Raw genomic sequence first — 21698 nt, 5'->3', positions numbered from 1 at the left:
ATCTATGGACTATATCTATTTAGACAATGCGAGCACTTCATTTCCCAAAGCACCAACAGTCGCCACCGCTATGTCCGACTATATAACGAACCGGGGTATCAATATCAATCGTGGCTCCTATGCTCTCGCCTACGATGTAGAGGATATTATCTATACAACAAGACAACGACTAAAAACCTTATTCAACGGCCATGATCCATCGCACGTTATCTTTACACAGAATGTGACGATGAGCTTAAATATGGTTATCAAGGGCCTATTAAAAGCAGGGGATCATGTGCTCGTTAGCTCAATGGAGCACAACGCAGTTATGAGACCGCTCACGCAACTACTAGATAAAGGCATTACCTTTGATACTATTCCATGCGACTCCACAGGATCCATCCAAATGGACTCTATTGAGCCATTAATTCGTCCTAACACAGTAGCTATGATTATTAATCACGCATCCAATGTATGTGGCACTATTCAACCGCTCGAATTAATTGGCCCCATCTGCAAGGCTCATAATCTACAATATATAGTAGACGCAGCCCAAACGGCAGGTGTTATTCCTATTGATGTGAAAGCATGTCATATTGATGCCCTCTGCTTTACAGGTCATAAAGGTTTATTGGGACCTCAAGGTATTGGTGGCATTATCTTGACAAAAGAAATGGCTCACACCTTAACCCCTCTTATCGCTGGCGGTACAGGCAGCTTCTCACATTTAGAAACGATGCCTACTCATATGCCCGATGCCTTCGAATCAGGTACTTTGAATCTACCTGGTATCATCGGGCTCAATGAAAGCCTCTCCTATATTGAGTCACAAGGAATGGAAAACATTCATAACCATGAGCTAGCGTTAACACAAGCCTTCCTCGAAGGATTGCAATCAATAGATGGTATTAACATCGTTGGTAAGCAGAATATCCAAGATAGAACTGCCGTTGTATCCATCACAATCGATAGTATGGACCCAGCAAGTATTGCTTACGAACTAGAATCTACTTATCACATCATGACACGTGTTGGTCTCCACTGTGCCCCACGAGCACACCAAACACTAGGAACCTATCCAGAAGGAACTGTGCGATTCTCCTTTGGCTATGCTAACACACTTGAAGATGTAGAGGCTGCATTATCGGCTCTAAACACAATCGTAAAGAACTATAAAGAATAGCTATCACTGTTAAGGCTATATACCTTGAGTATATAGCCTTTTATGCTTCTACGCTTCGCACAAACGACCGATAGCATCAGCTCTACAGCGTTTGCAGTGTGTCATTTGCGGCACATAGTGTCCAATAAATTGACGCATGTTATCGATTTCTTCTGAAGTTGGACCTCGGTGATTTTCAAAGGCCGTATCATGAACGGGAATCATAGCAATACAGTTCATCAAGTCAACACCCCAGGCTTCTGCTTGTTTAGCAATGGCTGGCACATGATCCATATTTACATCAGGCACTACTACGGTATTAATCTTAACAATGATGTTCTTTTCCTTTAGTTTTCTGATACTTTCAGCCTGACGTTCTAATAAAATACGGGCCCCATCGATTCCCTTGTAGATATTACCCTCATAGCGAACCATGGAGTATACATTTTTTGCAATCTCTGGATCAATAGCATTAGTCGTAATCGTTACATGCGTAATTCCTAAGTCAGCGATTTCATCAATATAATCAGGTACGGCTAAGCCATTACTAGATAAACAAAGCATGACATGAGGAAAATCATTTTTTACGAGACGGAAGGTTTCAAGCGTCTTGTCTGCATCACACATAGGGTCCCCAGGACCTGCAATACCCACTACAGAGATATCCTGACGAGCATCAAACACCTTGTGCACAAAGGCAGCCGCCTCTTGTGGCGTATAGACATGCTGTGTCACGCCTGGTCTATTTTCATTCGCACAATCGTACTTGCGATTACAATAATTACATTGAATATTACAATTCGGTGCTACTGGTAAATGTAAACGCCCCCAATTAGCAGAAGCGGCCTTGTTGTAACAAGGATGATTTTGTAGGAAACTTTGTCCTTGAATTTCTTTCATAATTAACCTTTCCGACCAAATCTAATAGCATCTTTATGGCAAACATGTAAGCAATCACCACAATTGGTACAATTCATTTCATTTGGTCGTGTTCCCATTTCACATACGCGCAAGCACGCATCACAGTTATCGCAATCATTTGTTTTAAAAATTCTAAAAATAGAAATTTTGCGTAGCAACTCCATAACGCCCCCAAAAGGACATACAAAGCGGCACCAAGCATTGGCGATAATAAGGGAACCAGCAATAATAGAAACGACTGTTATAGTACGAGCCGCCCAATACCATTCGGAGAACTGCATAGATAAAATGACAGCATTAAAATATTCATCGCTCGTCCGAATTGGAATCATAACGCGGGGATTACCAAATTTAAAATATACTACGAGTCCTAAAATTATAGTTGCTACCATGCCGAGTTGAAGGAAACGCATATAGCTCTTACGATTTCTTAGTGGCCCCATAGATATTTTTCCCAGCATTTGGTTAACCCAACCACTTGGACAGAACCAGCTACAGAAAGCACGCCCAAAGAATACGACCATAATCGGCAAGATAATCCACCACGCATAAAAGTACGTCGTGATGCGACCCCAGCAGGTAATAATGGAACAGCTTTCACAGTTTACGAATGGAACAATATAAGGGCATCGGAATATGCCATAGTATACCCATTTCCCCATAATGAAGAGGAAGATAAACTGTACAATACGACGCCAAAGGGTTAAATTTTTAGGCGCTTGCTTTCCGGATACACCAGAATTACCTTGAGTTCCACAGGTTGCAGATGACGGACAATGATTACACATCTTTTACACCAAACCTTTCTATCAAATCGAGACCTCTCGCACTATGAACGGATGTGAATCCGTGATTTTCTAAGATTTGTTGTCCTTCTTGAGACCGTGTAAATTCAATATAATCGGCAGCCAGCACACGATCTTGTACATATTTCATCGTATTAATAGTGAAAGTAAGCGGTGCAGGTGGCACAAATTGTGCAGGTATAGAGAAGTACTCTATACGATCCTTAAACCGATCATGTGTGGTAAGACGTTTTTCAATGATGGATACATCGGCTTTACCTTCTACGAGATCACACATCATGGAAATTACACAAGCACTTTCAGCCATTAAGTTTTTCATGATACCATCGGTCAAACCAGATAATTTCATGATACCCTTTACAGATGCACTACCTGGAGGCGAAGCGCCTAACGGCAACATAACGCGTACACCAGGCTCGGCCATATCTTTAAGATCGCGAATCCCTGCGGGATTCCCCTTAGGTGTAACGATAACGTAATCCGTAAAACATAATGGTTCAAAAGCAATACTTACGCCTTTTTTACGCATATTCTTCGCTAGATCTAAACCGCGAGCTCCAAAGACTTCTGTGCGACTCTTCTCAGCCAACAAGGATTTACCAATAGCTCCTGCAAAGGCACCAGTATACTGAATATTGTGCCCCGTGTGCATCGTATAAACTTGGTTTAAATCAAGAAAAGCTTCGGACAAGCCGCCACAAGTCCACACTTGTAATGAATCAGACTGTGTTGGCTTATAGGCACCTCGTATAAACGACGGCACTGCTGATGCGGCTGCTAAAGCTAAAGCACCACCAATAAACTGGCGACGGGATATATCCTTTTTCAAAAATCCCATGTACTTACCACCTTTCACTGAACTTTACAGTACTAAGCATATACTCACATTATAGTATAAAAATCATAAGTTTTGATGATAACATGCATAAGTTTGATTAATTCATTTATATAGATTAGTCATGTAAATACTGTTCTTAAAGGTATTATTATAAAATTTTAAGATATTCTTTCCATATCTATATTATTGAATATTTATTGTATATGATGGATATGCTATTTTTTAGGTTTAATGAAGCTAAAATCTCGCTATGCGCTCATTGCATAGTAAACAAGCATAATCAGCTCTATAGACTATATTTAGATGCTTTACAGCACTCATGGCTCTTTAAAATTTAAATTCACTATAAAACAATACCTCCAAAAAAACGCAAAAAGGCGGTACAACCAAATGGTTGTACCGCCTTGATTCATCAATTATTCAGCAGTGAATGGCAATAAAGCAATTGCACGTGCACGTTTGATAGATGTAGTCAATTTGCGTTGATGTTTTGCGCAAGTACCGGAAATACGACGAGGTAAGATTTTGCCGCGTTCAGTCGTGAAACGACGAAGTTTAGCAACATCTTTATAGTCGATTTGATCGATATGGTCTGCACAGAAAACACATACTTTTCTTCTTGGCTTTCTGCCTCTATCTCTTCTCATTGCGAATCCTCCTTTTCGAATTAGTAGGAGTCCCTGACACTAGAACGGGATGTTTTCGTCATCGCCGCCTGTACTGAAACTATCAAAATTGGACCCACCTTCGAAAGAATTAGTATTCATATCAAGGGATTGGCCCACAAAGTTCGCTACTACTTCAGTAACGTACCGTTTTTGACCGTCCTGAGTCTCGTAAGAACGAGTTTGCAAACGACCTTCTACAAAGCAACGACTGCCTTTACGAAGATTGCCTGCCGCTTCACCAAGTTTACCCCATGCAACGCAGTTGATGAAAGCAGTTTGTTCTTTCGTTTCATTTGTTGCAGAGTCAACATAGGTATTTGTTGCAGCTACTGTGAAAGTTGCTACCGCACGACCTGTTTTAGTGTAACGTACTTCAGGATCACGAGCTAAATTACCTAGAATTTGTACAGAGTTCATGTTTTCCTCCAGGCTTTAATTATGCTTCGTGTTTTACAATTAGATGTCTTAGGACTTCATCGTTGATTTTCAATACACGATCGATTTCTTTGATTTCAGCAGGTGCTGCTTCAAAGTTGATCAATACATAGAAACCGTCAGTGAATTTCTTCACAGCGTAAGCAAGACGACGCTTGCCCCAACGATCTACCTTTTCTACTGTGCCGCCTACACGAGCAATTAAAGCTTCTACTTTTTCAATAACAGCGTTAGTTGCTTCTTCTTCAGCTGGTTTCACAATAAACATGACTTCGTATTTGTTCATACAAAATCACCTCCTCTTTCGGACTAATGCCCCTATCGACACATAGGGGTAGGAAGTGCTTACCATCAATAAGCCTTACTATTATAACCTAAAAAAAGAATGAAAGCAAGAGCTCAAATTTAAGTCCTTGCTTTCACCAATATTATATGCGATTATATTTTTCATCTTCAGGAAAAGCGATAATAGCACAAATAATTACAAATATTGCAATTACACCCATCATAGGGTCTGCCGTATCATTTGGTAAAAAGGTAAGTATCAACGATGATACAATACCACTACCATATTGCATAGCACCTAGTAGTGCCGCCTCAGAGCCAGCCATTCTGCCAGCTCTATCTAATGCTAAGGCATTTGTTACAGCCGCAATAATGCCATTCATGGAGAAGAATAAAAAACAACCAATAACAATTAACCACAGTGAGTGGTAGCCCACAATCATTAAGCCCATTACAACAGATACACAAATGGCAGCAAATAATGTGGCATATCGCAACAACCTATCGAGTCGTATAGCACTTACAATACGACGATTAATAGCACTTAGTAACATTACGCCAATAATATTGACAGAAAAGAGATAGCCAAAGTATTCCTTGGGAACTCCATAAACATCAATATATACATAAGGAGAACCCGTTAGGAACGCATAGATAGCAATATAAAAAGAGCTAACACATAGCGTATATTTCATAAAGCCTTTATTACGTAATAAAATCCAATAATTATTATAGGTATGTCCTATCGACTTTTTACTACGTTTCTCTAACGGATGTGTTTCTGGAATGACTAATACGGCAATGAGCATCAGAATACCGATGGCAACCAATAACCAGAATATGGCATGCCATGTATACCATACAAGTAAATGCCCTGCCAACATCGGCCCTGCTATAGGTGCTATGGCCATAACAATAGCTAAGGTAGATAGCATTTTAGCAGCTTCAGTCCGACCATATAAGTCGCGAATCATAGCCCGTGATAACATAGGTCCTACGCAGGCACCAAACGCTTGAAACACACGCCATGCCAATAATTCCATCATGGATGAGCTCAAGGCACAGCCTACAGAGCCAATGATAAATAAAACTACCCCCATAATAAGTGGCTTCTTACGTCCAATTTTATCGCTAACGGCGCCCCAGAAAAGTTGGGCCAACGCAAAACCTATTAAGAAACCAGTCAACGTTAGCTCCGCATCACCATTAAGATCTCGCCCCATCTCAGGCATGGCAGGTAAATAAATATCCGTCGACAATGACGTAAACGCCATCAATGCACTTAATATAGAAGTAAAAAGCCATCCTTTATTGCTAATCATCAGCATAAAGACACCACTTTCATGTAAAATCACACTATAATATGTATTTATTTAAATTATATCAAAAACAATGTTAATGCTATATAGTTTTGATATTTTTTCAACAAAAAAGCGTAGTAAAATACTACGCCCAAAGTAGAGTAAAGACAAAAGCCTAACGCAACAGAGTATTCAAAATACTCGCACGCTAGGCAATCCTCTTAAAACTGTTTATAAGATGAGCCTAACGCTACCACACGTTGATGACTCTCCTTTTTCTTTATTATATAACATAAACAGAATTTCTTCGAAAATTTATATGATAAATGGTTCATTGTCATTAACAATATAAACATTTCTTTTAGGCACTAGTTGCTCTAATCTCTCAGGATTATCAGTATGAACCGGAATAATAGCGTCGGGATTAACTAGTTCTATAAACTTAGTCAAATCATCTTTAGACACATGGCCACTGGCATGACATATATAGGTTGGGTAGGTCTCTAACAAAGTTTTCAATACTAGGTTGTCCTCAATATATCCTGTCCACATGGAATATATGATACGTACATCATCTTTAGGAAACTCTTTAATGTGAGAAATAAAATTTTCTGTTCCTCTTACTAAGGATACAAATCCATGATCCATATAATATTTAGGATACGGTCCTTTATTAAGAACTAGTGGGCTATCATGTCTACGATACAAAGAACTTTCATAATATACATTATTTATGACAGTATCTAATATTCTTTTCTGATAAGCATCACAAATTAAACCTTTATCAGTTGGCATATTCTGCCAAATCCCCATAATACGATCAATATTCGTAGATGAACACATAACAAATACATATTTTCCATCTTGAATATATGAAGAAATATCTTCTAATACGGCAGCTTCAGATATACTCCCATGTACGTCTCTAGACAATGAAGTCCCCTCTGTAATTAATACATCAACTTCACCTATATATGTATTAACTAATTTTTGTAATACGTGATGGCGCAACCCATGCATCCGGAAATCACCTGTATATAAGACACGTTTACCTTCTGCTTCAATGACAAACATATAACTATCAGCAGCACTATGGTCGATAACAAGAGGTCTAATACGTATATCACCAATTGTAAAAGCCTCTCCTCCACGAAATATATTTGCACCTAATAATCTTAAGTATAAGTTTTTATCTTGATATTCAGTAGCTATCATAGCCACTTCTTTACTCAACTCTCCCATATATAATGGGATTTCTGGAAGTACAGAGGTTAGTTGTCCTAAGTGATCCATATGATAATGAGAAATCACAATACCGTCACAATCCGGCATCCCTTTTGTAACGCCGTCTATATCTAAATTTATAGGTATGTACTTTTCATCTAAACTTAATTCGTTACCAAAGTCCAATATAATACGAGTAGATGCTGTACTAATTTCTATGGCACTACCACCAATTTGATGAGTGCCACGATGGATAATTATATTCATACTTAACCTTTACGAGGAATAGTTAGTAATGTCTCTGCTCGATATAATCGATCTAATTTTCTAGACCAACCTTTTATATTAGTTGGATAAGAAGATTTACTATCTGTATCAACACGTAATACAACAAATCGAATTTGTTTTAAATGAGGCTCTTGTGCCAAGATTTCTTCACATAAAGTTTGTAACCCCTTACGTTTACTAGAATCAATCAATTCTTTACACTCTTTAAACTGTTGTGACACAACAGTTTTGGATGGATACCTAGGATTATTAGGTTCATTTGGATCAATACGAAGCATCAAATTAGTTTCTGCTCCACCGTCATCTTTGGTACAAGATTTTTCATCAAATAAAACGACTAACTCTGCTTCATTCGTATGTTCATACCTAGGTAATTTTTTTAATTTCTTTATACCATCATGTCCAACAGCAGAATTAATCTGTTTTATATCTAGCAGCTTATAATATGTATAAGCCTCTAAAACACATCGTAGTAAAGTTTCCTCACTACCAGATGGACGATATTTTAATTCAATAACAGAATAACATTTATCATCAGTGTTATAACCTAATAAATCTATTTTCCCATAAGAATCATTTCGTGTCTCTTTTAATGGTGTTTGGTAATCAAAAATATAGCCTAATCCAGCAACTTCACGTTGATAAAACAATAACTTCGCTAATATTTCCTCTTTTCGATTAGTAATTTTTAGGGCATCCACGTTTTCATCTCTATTCGGATGATTTATCTTAAAATGTTCTGGTCTTACGGGTATTAAATTTAACCAATCTTTTATAAAACTATCATTCACAAGGGATTCGGCAATAACTTCACTATATAGGTCTTTAGAGCCGTTTACATACCCCTTGTAATTTACAATAGCCGACTTATAAAAATTGGCTGCAAATTTTGTTTTTCCCTTTTCATCAGAAGGAGTTATGCCATAGGTTGTTTTAAACTCTTCAAACTTATCAACGCGCTTAATCCGATCAAAAATTTTCTTAATAGACATCTTACAAGCTACCATAATAATATCCCTCCAAAAAATAATTTACGCCCCTAAATACAGCCAATAATTTAGCTCTCATTACATACAAACAATCAAGATATTTACTTATAAACTCATTATATCAACAGCTATTTTATGAGTAAACAATGAAGAGATTAAATCAATGCTAATAATCGCTTTATCTATATATACTTTAATATAATTAACGAGTAATAAATTCCCCATAATACGCTCTTTTATAGTGATAAACTAAAACAATATTTATATAAATTAGAAATTCTATAGAAAATCCTTGCGTCATTATTCTATATAATTTACTATATATAGAGAAATCTAATTATAAAAAGGAGTCATCATGGCTAATATTAATGAAAACTATTTAAACCTACAAGGTTCTTATTTATTTGCTAATATCGCTAAAAAGGTTGCAGATTATCAAGCAGCTCATCCAGATGCAGATATCATTCGTCTTGGTATCGGCGATGTTACATTACCACTTGTTCCAGCAATTATCGACGCTATGAGCAAAGCGGTTCAAGAAATGGGCAAAGCTGAAACATTCCGCGGTTACGGCCCTGAACAAGGTTATGATTTTCTTCGTCAAGCAATCATTGATGGCGACTACAAACCATTAGGTGTAGACATTGCGATTGACGAGGTATTTGTATCCGACGGTGCCAAATCTGATGTGGGTAATATCCAAGAATTATTCAGCGAAGACAACATCATTGCTATTACTGATCCAGTGTACCCTGTATACTTAGACTCTAACGTTATGGGTGGTCGTACTGGCGAAGCGGTAGATGGCATTTTCCAAAAGGTTGTCTACCTTCCTACTTACGCTGAAAACAACTTCTCTCCAGAATTCCCTTCTGAAAGAGTAGATATCGTATATCTTTGCTCCCCTAACAATCCAACAGGTACTGTTTTGAGCCGTGCTCGTTTAGCAGAATGGATTAAATGGTGTAAAGATAATGATGCGATTTTGATGTTCGACTCCGCTTACGAAGCTTTCATCAGCACAGAAGACACTGTAAAATCCATCTACGAAATCGAAGGCGCTCGCGAAGTAGCTATCGAATTCCGTTCCTTCTCCAAAACTGCTGGTTTCACAGGTACACGTTGTGCTTATGCTGTAGTGCCTAAAGAAGTAACCGGCAAAACTAAATCCGGTGACCGCCAACCACTAAACCCTTTGTGGAACCGTCGCCAATGCACTAAATTCAACGGTGTGCCTTACATCATTCAACGCGGTGCTGAAGCAGTATACACTAAAGAAGGCCGTGAACAAACTCGTGCTAACATTGCATACTACAAAGAAAATGCTCGCATTATCAAAGAAGGTCTTGAATCCATCGGCCTTACTGTATATGGTGGCGTAGATGCTCCATACATTTGGTTAAAAACACCTGGTAACATGACTAGTTGGGAATTATTCGACCTTTTACTCGAACAAGTTCAAATCGTATCTACACCAGGTTCTGGCTTTGGTCCTCACGGTGAAGGTTACCTTCGTCTAACAGCTTTCGGTAGCCGCGAAAATACAATTCGTGCCGTTGACAGAATCAAAACATTGAAATTCTAAATTAAAATTCTAATAGGATATCCCGAATATCGAGTTTATCCACTATAGGAATTAATATCTACAAAAACAAACGGCCGATTGTGCTCCTATAATAAGAGTGCAATCGGTCGTTTATATCTCTCATCATTTGATTCTATAGAAAAATATTAAATCCCCTAATTTTGTGCTATAATAGTTATATTAATTATTAAACTTCTCGATTTATATAGGAGGCTAATATGAGCAAAATTCGTATTGGTATCGTTGGCTACGGCAACTTAGGTCGTGGCGTTGAAGCATCCGTAAAATTACAACCTGATATGGAGCTTGTTGGTGTATTCTCTCGCCGTAAAGGTTTAGAAACAGTTTCTGGTGTTCCTACATATACTATGGAAGATCTACCAAACTTCAAAGGTAAAATCGATGTTATGGTTCTTTGCGGTGGTTCTGCAACAGACCTTATCGAACAAACTCCAATGGTAACTAAATACTTCAACTGTATCGATTCCTTCGATACACATGCGCGTATTCCTGAGCATTTTGCTAATGTAGACAAAGTAGCTAAAGAAGCTAAAACTGCTACATTGATTTCTTGCGGTTGGGACCCAGGTATGTTCTCTTTACAACGTGTATATGCTGAAAGCATCTTGCCTCAAGGTAAATCTTATACATTCTGGGGCCGTGGCGTTTCCCAAGGTCACTCCGATGCTATCCGTCGTATCGATGGCGTTCTTGACGCTCGTCAATATACTGTTCCTAAAGAACAATACCTTGAAGCAATCCGCAATGGTGAAACTCCAGACGTTGATGGCTACAAAGGTCATCTTCGTGAGTGCTATGTAGTAGCTGCTCCTGATGCGGACAAAGCTAAAATTGAAAACGAAATCAAAACTATGGAAAACTACTTCGTAGGTTATGAAACTGTAGTAAACTTCATATCTCAAGAAGAACTTGATCGCAACCACAAAGGCATTCCACATGGTGGCTTCGTTCTTCGTTCTGGTGAAAGCACAGAAGGCACTCGTCACGTTGTCGAATATTCCTTGAAACTTGATTCTAACCCTGAATTCACAGGCTCTGCATTAGTTGCTTACGCACGTGGTATCTACCGCCTTGCTAAACACGGCGGCACAGGTTGCTACACTGTATTCGACATTCCACCAGCTTGGATTTCCACTCATTCTGCTGAAGAATTACGAGCTCACTCTCTATAAGATATATAACAAAAAACCCACACTAGTGTGTGGGTTTTTGTCTTCTTATATGGTATACTATTACAAGAAGCGAGGCATAGATGTTTAGTAGCGTCAGCCTTGTTTCTATAGGTAAAAATTTGAAGAAACGGCTTGATTCTACTGGGTCAGGCCCTTTTTCATTCTATCGGTAGAAAGCTAGGTGTACTATTTTGTAAATGTATTTAGTGACACTACTAATCACCTATGTGACTAATGGTGTCACTTTTTTAGTACAAATTTATAGCATCTATATGATATAATATTTATTTGATAGAGTTTCTACAGAAGCTTTCCTAAAGAACGAAATCAATTAGTTAATAAAAGGTGGTACCATGAGCACAAATTTAGAAGTAGGCATCGTAGGCCTTCCAAATGTTGGTAAAAGTACATTATTCAACGCCATTACAAAAGCAGGCGCTGAAGCTGCCAACTATCCATTCTGTACAATCGAACCAAACGTAGGTGTCGTTGATGTTCCAGACAATCGTTTAGCTGTATTGGCTGAAATGTTCGGTTCCAAACGCATCCTTCCTGCTGCTATGCGCTTCGTAGATATTGCAGGTCTCGTAGAAGGCGCATCCAAAGGCGAAGGTTTAGGCAATAAATTCCTTAGTCACATCCGTCAAGTAGACGCCATTGCTCAAGTTATCCGTTGCTTCGAGGACCCTAATATTACTCATGTTGCAGGTTCTATCGATCCAATCCGCGACATCGAAATCATCAATACTGAACTTTGCCTTGCTGACCTTGAGTCCGTAGAAAAACGCAAACAACGTATCGAAAAAATCGCTAAATCTGGCGACAAAGACGCTCGTGCTGAATTACCATTACTAGAACGCATCATCGAAGGTCTAGGTGAAGCAAAACCAGTTCGTGCACAAGGTCTCGAAGAAGAAGAATTAGAAATGATCAAAGAGTTGACATTGCTTACAGCAAAACCATCTCTTTATGTAGCCAATATTTCTGAAGACGAAGTATCTGATTACTCCGGTAATGAATATGTAAAACGCGTAGAGGAATATGCAAAAAACGAAGGCGCTGGCATCGTTGTTGTTTCTGCCCGCATCGAATCTGAAATTGCTGAATTATCTGAAGAGGAAGCCGCTGCATTCCTAGAAGATCTTGGCCTTGAAGAATCTGGCTTAACTAAACTTATCAAAGCAAGTTATGCACTCTTAGGTCTTATCAACTACTTCACAGCTGGTGAAATGGAAGCTCGTGCATGGACAATTGTAGACGGCACAAAAGCGCCTCAAGCAGCTGGTAAAATCCACTCCGATATCGAAAAAGGCTTTATTCGTGCTGAAATCGTATCCTTCGATGACTTACAAGCTTGCGGTAGCCAAAATGCGGCTAAAGAAAAAGGACTTGTACGCCTAGAAGGCAAAGAATATGTTATGAAAGACGGCGACGTAACACACTTCCGCTTCAACGTATAATACAAATTAATAACAATAAAAACCAGTAAATCGAACGATTTACTGGTTTTTTTAATGCTACAAAATAGCTTTTATTTAATTTTATTTGTCATCATTGCCCAATGCATTTTTAAGGCCACTAATCGCACCTTCTACAGCATCTTTAGCATCATCTGCAGTTTTTTTGATATCTTCAGCTACAGTATTAGCAGTATCTTTTACTTTTGCCACTGTATTTTCAATAATCCCTTCTGCTTCTAATTGTTTATCACCAGTTAATTTACCAGCATTCTCTTTCAATGCACCTTTAGCTTGGTTCAATTTATCTTCTAATGCCATAATAGTGACTCCTTTCATGTAAATCACGTTTAACTATATTAAAACTACTTTTAAAAGTTGATTACTATCCCCTTTTTCCGAAGAAAAATGAGACTACAGCAATAACAATTACTGCACCTAATACAGATGGAATTAAGGACATCCCTGCTAAGCTAGGACCCCATGTACCAAATAGGGACTGACCTATGGACGAGCCAATTAAACCAGCTACAACTTTAGCAATAACGCCCATTGCACCGCCTTTGTTAGTGATGGCACCCGCTAGGAACCCGATAAAACCACCAACTATAATTGACCATAACATACAATCACTCCTTCCTATTCAATCAAAACATTCATAAATCCTATTAAATAATACAGCATTTATAAATATTTTAGAATTCTTGTATATTTATAATATAGCATTCAACTCTAAAGATTAAATGAAGAATTTCGATTTAGTTCTACCTATAACGATCTATTCAACTACTGTTACAATTTCATCTAAAGTACGACGTGTTTTATTGCGATGAGGTTCTTCGTCTCGGTAGCCGAAGGCTGCCATTACAGCAATGCCAAAGTGTTTAGTATCGAAAAAGCCAAGTTCATCACCTAAGAGTGCTGTCATGTCATCTTGATTGAAGCCTTCTAATGGACAAGAATCTAAGCCTTCATAAGCGGCCATTGTCATCATGTTCGCCATAACGATATACGTTTGTTTAGATGCCCAGTCAAAAGCAGCCCGTTCAGATTCAAAAGTTTTATAGTCACTTGTAGTAAATTGAGCATATTTTTCGCGATATGCTGCATCTATTTCTGCAGGTAATTGCTTAACCGTTTCTTGGATATAACGTACATAAGGAGAGTCAAACTCTAAGTCTACTTTTTTACGTGTTAAGAATACCACCAAATGACTTGCTTCGAGGCCCGCATGAATGCCCCAGCCATGAGCTTTCATTTTTTCTCGAATTTCTGGATTTTGAATAACTAGCAATTCAAAAGGCTCAAATCCAAGGGATGTAGGTGCCAAACGAGCTGCTGTTAAAATAGCATTCCAATCTTCTTCAGAAATCTTCTTCGTACTATCAAACTTTTTACATGCATAACGATATGTCATAGCATATTCTAAATCTTTGCGATCCAATTTAGGGGCTGTTAATTTTACATTTTCTATTTCATACTTGCTCATATAAACCTCCATAATGATAAAAAATATCATATATCTATAGTACCATAGTCAGCCTTTAAATTATATAAGAATCAAAACTTTACTAAAAAAGAAAGAAAAAGCCTAGACATCTGTAGTGACCCCAAAAAGTCTAACTTTTTGGGGTCACTACAGATGTCTAGGCTTCATATGGTACAGCTAGCTCACCTTTTTCGTACCAAAAGAGGCCAGATGTACTAATCTTATGTTCTTTTAAAATAGTCTGAACCTGCTCTACAATACTTGGATCTATTTGCACAGATAACCCACACATATCGTAAAGCTCAGGAGGTGTAGCCATCAATTGATGAGGCACCTCTAATTCTGTTAATACCTTGTCTGCTTTATCGCCAAAATAATAGGACGTAAAAACGACTAGTAATTTTTTATTTTCCAATGCGCCACACCTGTTTTAAGTTTATCTCATAAAGTCAGGGACAATTATAGTTTAATAATATTATCGCCTAAAATAGAATCTGTAATAGCATACATATTTGTAATGCTGCCTACGCCAAGCTCTTCTTTTACCCCATAGAAATCAAGACAAATACCACATGCTGCAATCTCAACACCAAGATCAGCTAATTTTTTAATATTTTCTAAATGAACCGAATCATTTACAACCATCTTAACACTGCTGTTGATGAAATAGATCTTAGATGGTTTCACATCGGCTTCAAGCATACACACCCAGAACGTTTTCATTAGATTGCGACCTAACTCTTCACTACCTTCACCAAGATAGTCCTTTGTCATCAAGATGACACGGTTACCATAGCTCATTGGTTCACAAATTTCAGCTACTGGATTTGCATTAGGGGTCATAGTGAGGTAGAAATCCTTACCATCTTGTCGAATGTCCACGCCATAACCGCGAGACTTACCGAATTTTTCTACATTATCACGACTAACCTCATTATCTACGATAGTAATAATAACAGCACTCGGATTCGCATCACTTACCTTCTTAGTTTCAATAACAGGCTTTGGACACAAGCTACCACGTACATCTACAGTTAATTCATTTGTATTGCTCATCATACACCTCTATATTATATACATTAAATATTTTGTAAAAGTATTACCTATCAGCTATCAGCTATCAGCTATCAGCTATCAGCTATCAGCTATCAGCTATCAGCTATCAGCTATCAGCTATCAGCTAATGATATTGTAATTAAATATCGCTTGCCAATGGTAAAAACGTATTTTTTATAAATCTATTCTGTAACACGTACCGCTAGCCCACTGAAACTTTCAACAGTACCTACTATAGCAGCACAGTCTATATCAGCCTTATGTAACGTCTCTACGAGTTTTTCACCTTCATTAGCAGGAACAGAGAACAGCAAACCACCCGAGGTTTGTGGATCAAAGAGAATATCCGTCCATACAGGGTCTAAAGATTCATCTACTTGTACGTCAGTTATAGCCTTGCGGTTACCATAAGACGCAGCTGGTACTAATCCCATTTGAGCCGCTTCGATGACATCATCAAAGAGAGGAATGTCGTAAGCCTTAATGTGTATTGTCACATCAGAGGCACTAGCCATTTCTACAGAGTGCCCCATAAGGCTAAAACCAGTCACATCAGTACAAGCATGCACAGTAAAGTTGTGAGCTACCTCTGCACCGACTCTATTTAAAGTACTCATACTAGTGATAGCTTGCTCTGTACCTACAGGGAATAAATCGGCTTTCAGCGCATTGTTCATGACACCTGTTCCAATACGTTTTGTTAGTACTAATACATCCCCTACTTGGGCCCCTTTGTTTTTCCAAATACAATTGGGATTCACTTGCCCAGTCACAGACATGCCAAAGATAGGTTCTTTATTTTCTATACTATGACCACCTACGATAGCCGCACCAGATTCGGCAACCATTGAGCCCGCGCCGTTTAATACGTCTGTTAAGATGCCTTGCTCCACAAGAGGTACTGGGAAGCCTACGATGTTCATAGCAGTCAATGGAGTTCCACCCATAGCATACACATCACTCAAAGCATTAGCAGCTGCAATTTTACCAAATAAAATAGGATCATTAACCATGGGCGTAAAGAAATCTAATGTTTGCACTAATGCCAGTGTATCTGAAAGTTTATATACCCCTGCATCATCAGAACCGGTCATATCGGCTAAGACTTGGTCATTTGTAACAGGTGTCACTGCTTTCAAAACACGATTTAATATATGAGGACCAATCTTACACGCACAGCCCCCATTTGTCACATAGTCGGTAAGTCGTACCATAGGACCTCCTTACTCATTCTCTGGCAATCGAGATACGATTTTCTTGACAGCCTTTTCAAATTTAGGGCGCGGCATCAGCAGTTGATGACCACAGCCGTTACATACGATGAGAAAATCCGTGCCAATACGTTTCACTTCCCACTCGTCACTACCGCAAGGATGTGATTTTTTCATCTTCACCACATCGCCTACGTAATATCTAACAAATGCCATAGCGCCTCCTTTAACATCAGTCAGTATTTATATACTTATTATACATAAAATACAAAGTTCTATAAACATATCATAATTCTATAGTTTATATAATAGTTTATATAGTAGTTTTTGTAGTTATTTTATAGGTAGTTATTAGTACATTTAACGAAAAGATTATTAATTACTAATCAATAATGATTTTTCATTTAGTTATCATTCTCAATATCAAAATGACAGTTTTTTACAAATCCCATACTATCCATGCTTTAAAAAACCGCATTCTTACTGCATTGATAATATTTATCATTTAGAAAATTTTCGAAATAAATTTTACAAAAACACTTGCATTTCTCATTTAGTATGTTACAATATAGTCAACAATGATTATTCGTTAAGTATACGGATAGCACATTGTATATAAAACTGTTAAGACGGCAAGTGCCGAAAAAACAAAAATCAGTAAGTACTATTTTAAGAGTTAGGCAAGTGTCTATTTAATCTAAGAATAAGTTTTCTTACTAAGGCGAAGTCGCCCACGAAAATTGTAGAATAAGTATTCTATTATTTGAATTCACAACCAAGTGGTTATGAATATATAAGTTAAGTAACAAATTTTGAAATTATCGTAAGTACAAAGGAGTATTAAAATGGCAGAATTAAAAGGTTCTAACACTGAAAAAAATCTTCAAGCAGCATTCGCTGGCGAATCCCAAGCATTCCAAAAATATACTTTCTACGCAGCAGCAGCTCGTAAAGCTGGCATGAACGAAATCGCTGATTATTTCGAAGAAACAGCTCACAACGAATCCGCACATGCTAAATTGTGGTTCAAAGCTCTTCATGGTGGCGACGTATCTTCCGATATTGAAGCTAACCTTCGTGATGCAGCAGCTGGCGAAAACTACGAACACACTACAATGTACAAAGAATTCGCTGACGAAGCAGAAAAAGAAGGCTTTGCTAAAATCGCTTTCCAAATGCGCGAAGTTGGTAAAATCGAAGCTCGTCATGAAGCTCGTTACCTTGCATTAGCAGCTCAAGTATCTGGTAACAAAGTATTCACTAACGACGAACCAGTTGCTTGGATCTGCGCTAACTGCGGTTATGTACACGTTGGTGAAGAAGCTCCTAAAGTTTGCCCAGTATGTGCTCACCCACAAGCTTTCTTCCACCGTTTCGTTGAATCCATCTAATCTGTAAGTACGACACTAACTAAACTAACAACCTGTAAGTACAGATTTAAATTAAACATACCTGTAAGTACAATATAATCTTACAGTAAGTACTAACAACTTCCTTAACAAAAAGACGATGACTTAGGTCATCGTCTTTTTTGTGTTCTATTCGCTATTAAGGTTGTATTTTGGTTGTGTTTTGTAAGAGCAACTATTTAGTACTATCTACTAAATGCTTAAACTGTTGTACCGCCTCATAAGGGTTATCTGCATGAGCAATAGCAGATATGATGGCAACACCACAGGCTCCTGCTTCCAGTATAGGCTTCGCATTGTCTAAAGTAATTCCCCCAATACCAACACATGGTAAGGTCAAGCCTTCTGCCTGTAGTTCAGCGACACGCTTCGGTCCACATGGCTCTTGTGCATCAGGTTTACTACTTGTAGCGTACATAGGACCTACACCTACACAGTCAGCGTAGATTACATCTGTCTTATGTAGTTCCTCCACAGAGTGAATAGAAATACCAACCACCTTATGGCCTACAAGATCACGAACTGCTTCTAGGCTCATATCCTCTTGTCCTACGTGAATGCCATCAGCATTAACAGCTACTGCTAAATCTACATCATCGTTGATAATATACAGCACATTGTACTTAGCACAGATTTGTTTTAACTGTTGAGCTAACTCTAGTTTCTGTTGCCCCACTAAGGTACCTGCGCCCTTTTCTCTAAATTGGAAACAAGTCACACCGCCTCGACAAGCCTCTTCTACGACAGATAGCAAGCGATTTTCATTAAGACCTACATCTTGAGTGCCACCAATGAAATATACTTGTAACTGGTCTGGTACAACTACAGGGCGTATACGATTTTCAGACATAAGCACCGCATCATCCAGTGTATATAAACTATCCATAAAGGCTACACTAAAGCTACCAGGTTTTACGCCACTTACCTGCACCGCACTTTCACCAGCCAAACCATAGTAAGCCAATGCATAAGCGAGAAATTCACCGATAGATAGTCTGTTTTTACATGGATAATACGCACTGAAGAAAGCCGCCAATACAGCCCCTAATAGACAGCCCGTGCCCGTTACAGCCGTCATAATAGGGTGCCCGTGTGGAACGGCAAATACTCGAGTTCCATCAGAAACATAATCCTCTTCGCCAGTAGCTACAACAGGGCAGTGGATAAGGCGCGCTAGACGATAGGCAATAACAGCACTATCCTCAACCTGCCCTCCATCTACACCTTTACCTGTAGTGGAAGTATCTACCTGATTATTAGGGCTTAAAGCATCGTAGATAGCTTTAATTTCGCTTTGATTACCTCGTAATAGAGAGATGTTGCCAGTCTTAATCAAATCTAACACCACAGATAGACGATACGCCCCCGCATGACACCCCACTGGATCTAAAACGATAGGAACCTCATGTTTCTTTGCTAGTTCTATGGCATCTTTGTAGTAACTAACCTTGTCTGGCGTAAGAGTGCCAATATTGATGAGTAGCGCCGATGCATGGACGATAAGGTCTTTCAAATCTTCACTACACTCACTCATCACCGGTGATGCGCCAATGGCGAGCAAACCATTGGCCGTAAAGGTCCTCACCACATCATTGGTAATACAAATAACGAGAGGGTTTCTCTGGCGCAAGATTTCTAATATATTGAGTTCAGGCCAAATTTGACCATTCATGTATGGATTTTCATAGGTCATATCACTATCTCCTCTCGTCATTTTTCAAGAGCTCATCCATCGTTTCAGGTCCATTAGATAACAGGCCATACGCCATATGATTAACGGGACCACAGCCATTTCCCAGCCCAGGATTATGCTTAATAGCAAGGGCAATATAGTCCTTGGCAATACCAATGGCATCCATTACATCGCGGCCCTTTGCAAGCTCCGCCGTAATCACTGCAGAGAAGGTACAGCCCGTACCATGCGTATGCATCGTATCATATTTAGGGCTTGTCCAAGTACGGACGCTGCCATCTTTAGTGAAAGCATAATCCGTTGCATCTTCGCCGATGTGACCGCCTTTAATGATAACTACTTGAGGTCCTAAGTCCTGTAAGATACGATTGGCCGCAGTTGTTATATCCCTTTCACACGTAATAGACATATCCGCTAAGACCTCAGCTTCATTGCGGTTTGGTGTAATCACTGTAGCCGTCGGAATAAGTTTGGATTTTAAGAAATTTACTGCCTCATCTGATACAAGTCGGTCACCGCTAGTAGCAATCATAACGGGATCCATTACATAGGGAATTGGTTTACTCACATAAGGATAGATAAGGTCCATCATTTCAGGCAATGCAATCATGCCCGTCTTAACGGCTTGTGGTTCAATATCGGAATACACATCGTGTAATTGTCGGTCAATACTCTCTAGCGATAAATGCTCTACATGATGTACGCCCGTCGTATTCTGAGCCACCACAGAGGTCACAACAGCCATGCCGTATACATGACGACTTTGGAAGGACTTCAAATCGGCCATAATACCAGCACCACCGCTAGGGTCGGTACCAGCAATTGTCAATGCAGTATGTAGTTTCATTATGCCTCCTTATGTAATAAATGACGACGAGATAAGATTTGTAATACTATGAAACCAATGCAAGCACCTGCCACAGAGCTCATGGAGAAGGATGTAATCAAGGTTAACAATGCCAAAGGTTTACCTAATAGGAAATGGGCTATTGGATAACTCACGAGAGCACCAATAAGGCCTGTACCAATAATTTCACCAAGAGCTGCTGCCCATAGAGCATTATATTTTTTATACAAATACGCAGATAACCAAGCACCGATCATACTGCCAGGAAAGGCTAGCGGAGAACCTAGTGACAATACATTCCGTAAACAAGATGTACTAAAGGCAGCACCTACTGAAAATCTTGCCCCCACTACAACGGCTAAAATAACATTAATCATATGTTGAAACGGAAAAATGCGAGCTGGTCCAACAGGAATTGATGTAGTAGATAGCACTACGCCTAAGGCCACACATATGCTAGCAATAATCAGTTTTTTCATAATACCTCCAAACATATAAAAACAAGACCACTCCAAATGGAATGGTCTCGTAATAGTTTAGTATTATGTTGCACTCCACTTTCCTACGCCAGTATTATCTGGATCAGGTCTAGGGTTTTGAATGGTCAATCTCAGCAAAAGCACCCCTAGTGGCAATATATTTTTATACTCTAGTTATAACATTATTATACAATCCATGCAACAAAATAATTGACGGTTCTCTTATAGACGCATATAATGAAGCCATAACGGGGTGCTCACAGGAGTGGGCTGAGAGTAAGCTAAAGCTTTAACCCATAACCTGATTTGGATAATGCCAACGTAGGGAACATAGAGGATTAATAGCCGAGTTCCTTTTGGGGGACTTGGCTTTTTCTATG

At 38.9% G+C, this 21698-nt stretch carries 24 protein-coding genes and 2 riboswitches; of the genes, 5 read left to right on the top strand and 19 right to left on the bottom strand.

Translation table 11 applies throughout. The features are described 5' to 3' along the window. The first annotated feature begins 4 nt into the window (after positions 1–4). A complete protein-coding gene (locus ACWTVK_RS07505) occupies positions 5–1165 on the top strand; it encodes an aminotransferase class V-fold PLP-dependent enzyme (protein WP_456046455.1) in 1161 nt (386 codons plus the stop codon). Positions 1166–1213: 48 nt separating this feature from the next. Here ACWTVK_RS07505 and ACWTVK_RS07500 read toward each other — a convergent pair whose 3' ends face one another. The 9 genes from ACWTVK_RS07500 to ACWTVK_RS07460 form a co-directional block, all read right to left on the bottom strand. Beyond that, positions 1214–2044 (bottom strand): radical SAM protein, encoded by an 831-nt coding sequence (locus tag ACWTVK_RS07500; RefSeq protein ID WP_303940602.1) that lies wholly within the window; start codon positions 2042–2044, stop codon positions 1214–1216. Between the two features lie 2 nt (positions 2045–2046). After that, a complete protein-coding gene (locus ACWTVK_RS07495; RefSeq protein ID WP_303940600.1) occupies positions 2047–2853 on the bottom strand; it encodes a 4Fe-4S binding protein in 807 nt (268 codons plus the stop codon). Further along, complete coding sequence (locus ACWTVK_RS07490; protein ID WP_456046454.1) at positions 2846–3709, bottom strand: substrate-binding domain-containing protein; 864 nt, start codon at positions 3707–3709, stop codon at positions 2846–2848. Before ACWTVK_RS07490 ends, ACWTVK_RS07495 begins: the two co-directional genes overlap by 8 nt. A 416-nt stretch (positions 3710–4125) precedes the next feature. Beyond that, the gene (gene rpsR / locus ACWTVK_RS07485) at positions 4126–4356 is read right to left on the bottom strand and encodes a 30S ribosomal protein S18 (RefSeq protein ID WP_004693795.1); all 231 of its coding nucleotides are present in this window, start codon (positions 4354–4356) and stop codon (positions 4126–4128) included. A gap of 39 nt (positions 4357–4395) precedes the next feature. Further along, complete coding sequence (locus tag ACWTVK_RS07480; protein ID WP_009352155.1) at positions 4396–4794, bottom strand: single-stranded DNA-binding protein; 399 nt, start codon at positions 4792–4794, stop codon at positions 4396–4398. Between the two features lie 19 nt (positions 4795–4813). Continuing rightward, a complete protein-coding gene (rpsF, locus tag ACWTVK_RS07475) occupies positions 4814–5098 on the bottom strand; it encodes a 30S ribosomal protein S6 (RefSeq protein ID WP_004693799.1) in 285 nt (94 codons plus the stop codon). Between the two features lie 142 nt (positions 5099–5240). Further along, the gene (locus ACWTVK_RS07470; protein WP_456046453.1) at positions 5241–6425 is read right to left on the bottom strand and encodes a multidrug effflux MFS transporter; all 1185 of its coding nucleotides are present in this window, start codon (positions 6423–6425) and stop codon (positions 5241–5243) included. A 288-nt stretch (positions 6426–6713) separates the two neighbouring features. Next, complete coding sequence (locus ACWTVK_RS07465; protein WP_456046452.1) at positions 6714–7889, bottom strand: MBL fold metallo-hydrolase; 1176 nt, start codon at positions 7887–7889, stop codon at positions 6714–6716. A 2-nt stretch (positions 7890–7891) separates the two neighbouring features. Further along, positions 7892–8917, bottom strand: coding sequence for a hypothetical protein (locus tag ACWTVK_RS07460; protein ID WP_456046451.1), 1026 nt, complete (start codon positions 8915–8917; stop codon positions 7892–7894). 337 nt (positions 8918–9254) lie between these two features. Here ACWTVK_RS07460 and ACWTVK_RS07455 point away from each other — a divergent pair, with 337 nt between their 5' ends. From ACWTVK_RS07455 to ychF, 3 genes are all read left to right on the top strand, one after another. Then, a complete protein-coding gene (locus ACWTVK_RS07455; RefSeq protein WP_303940290.1) occupies positions 9255–10484 on the top strand; it encodes an LL-diaminopimelate aminotransferase in 1230 nt (409 codons plus the stop codon). 218 nt (positions 10485–10702) lie between these two features. Further along, positions 10703–11677 (top strand): diaminopimelate dehydrogenase, encoded by a 975-nt coding sequence (locus ACWTVK_RS07450; RefSeq protein WP_105085236.1) that lies wholly within the window; start codon positions 10703–10705, stop codon positions 11675–11677. A 353-nt stretch (positions 11678–12030) separates the two neighbouring features. Then, the gene (gene ychF, locus ACWTVK_RS07445; protein WP_308522342.1) at positions 12031–13137 is read left to right on the top strand and encodes a redox-regulated ATPase YchF; all 1107 of its coding nucleotides are present in this window, start codon (positions 12031–12033) and stop codon (positions 13135–13137) included. Between the two features lie 81 nt (positions 13138–13218). Here the strand turns inward: ychF and ACWTVK_RS07440 are convergent, their stop codons facing one another. From ACWTVK_RS07440 to ACWTVK_RS07410, 7 genes are all read right to left on the bottom strand, one after another. Continuing rightward, the gene (locus ACWTVK_RS07440) at positions 13219–13455 is read right to left on the bottom strand and encodes a CsbD family protein (RefSeq protein ID WP_456046450.1); all 237 of its coding nucleotides are present in this window, start codon (positions 13453–13455) and stop codon (positions 13219–13221) included. A gap of 64 nt (positions 13456–13519) precedes the next feature. Continuing rightward, positions 13520–13759: a GlsB/YeaQ/YmgE family stress response membrane protein gene (locus tag ACWTVK_RS07435; RefSeq protein ID WP_308522344.1), complete on the bottom strand. Its 240-nt coding sequence runs from the start codon at positions 13757–13759 to the stop codon at positions 13520–13522. 153 nt (positions 13760–13912) lie between these two features. Further along, entirely contained in the window at positions 13913–14623 is a 711-nt protein-coding gene (locus tag ACWTVK_RS07430; protein ID WP_456046449.1) for an NAD(P)H-dependent oxidoreductase, read from the bottom strand. A gap of 157 nt (positions 14624–14780) precedes the next feature. Continuing rightward, positions 14781–15038 carry a DUF3343 domain-containing protein gene (locus tag ACWTVK_RS07425; protein ID WP_303940282.1) on the bottom strand — a complete coding sequence of 86 codons (258 nt, stop codon included), beginning with the start codon at positions 15036–15038 and terminating at the stop codon, positions 14781–14783. Positions 15039–15082: 44 nt separating this feature from the next. After that, entirely contained in the window at positions 15083–15679 is a 597-nt protein-coding gene (gene yedF, locus ACWTVK_RS07420) for a sulfurtransferase-like selenium metabolism protein YedF (RefSeq protein ID WP_456046448.1), read from the bottom strand. 182 nt (positions 15680–15861) lie between these two features. After that, entirely contained in the window at positions 15862–16893 is a 1032-nt protein-coding gene (gene selD / locus ACWTVK_RS07415; RefSeq protein ID WP_456046447.1) for a selenide, water dikinase SelD, read from the bottom strand. A gap of 9 nt (positions 16894–16902) precedes the next feature. After that, the gene (locus ACWTVK_RS07410) at positions 16903–17106 is read right to left on the bottom strand and encodes a DUF951 domain-containing protein (RefSeq protein ID WP_004693828.1); all 204 of its coding nucleotides are present in this window, start codon (positions 17104–17106) and stop codon (positions 16903–16905) included. A 629-nt stretch (positions 17107–17735) separates the two neighbouring features. Between ACWTVK_RS07410 and rbr the strand changes: the two genes are divergently transcribed. After that, positions 17736–18281 carry a rubrerythrin gene (rbr, locus tag ACWTVK_RS07405; RefSeq protein ID WP_298696737.1) on the top strand — a complete coding sequence of 182 codons (546 nt, stop codon included), beginning with the start codon at positions 17736–17738 and terminating at the stop codon, positions 18279–18281. Between the two features lie 193 nt (positions 18282–18474). Here the strand turns inward: rbr and thiM are convergent, their stop codons facing one another. Genes thiM through thiW form a run of 3 tightly spaced genes read right to left on the bottom strand, consistent with a single transcriptional unit; the run spans position 18475 to position 21318 of the window. Beyond that, entirely contained in the window at positions 18475–19992 is a 1518-nt protein-coding gene (gene thiM / locus ACWTVK_RS07400) for a hydroxyethylthiazole kinase (protein ID WP_456046446.1), read from the bottom strand. Between the two features lie 4 nt (positions 19993–19996). Further along, on the bottom strand, positions 19997–20839 hold the full coding sequence (thiD, locus tag ACWTVK_RS07395) for a bifunctional hydroxymethylpyrimidine kinase/phosphomethylpyrimidine kinase (RefSeq protein ID WP_456046445.1): 843 nt from the start codon (positions 20837–20839) through the stop codon (positions 19997–19999). Next, on the bottom strand, positions 20839–21318 hold the full coding sequence (thiW, locus tag ACWTVK_RS07390) for an energy coupling factor transporter S component ThiW (RefSeq protein ID WP_456046444.1): 480 nt from the start codon (positions 21316–21318) through the stop codon (positions 20839–20841). Before thiW ends, thiD begins: the two co-directional genes overlap by 1 nt. A gap of 63 nt (positions 21319–21381) precedes the next feature. Beyond that, positions 21382–21476: riboswitch (TPP riboswitch) on the bottom strand. A gap of 81 nt (positions 21477–21557) precedes the next feature. Next, positions 21558–21663, top strand: a riboswitch (TPP riboswitch). Positions 21664–21698 lie beyond the last annotated feature (35 nt).

This window comes from Veillonella sp. Ser01, from assembly GCF_053850375.1.
Note: the sequence above shows the minus strand (reverse complement) of the source record. Positions and strands in the feature narration are given on the sequence as shown.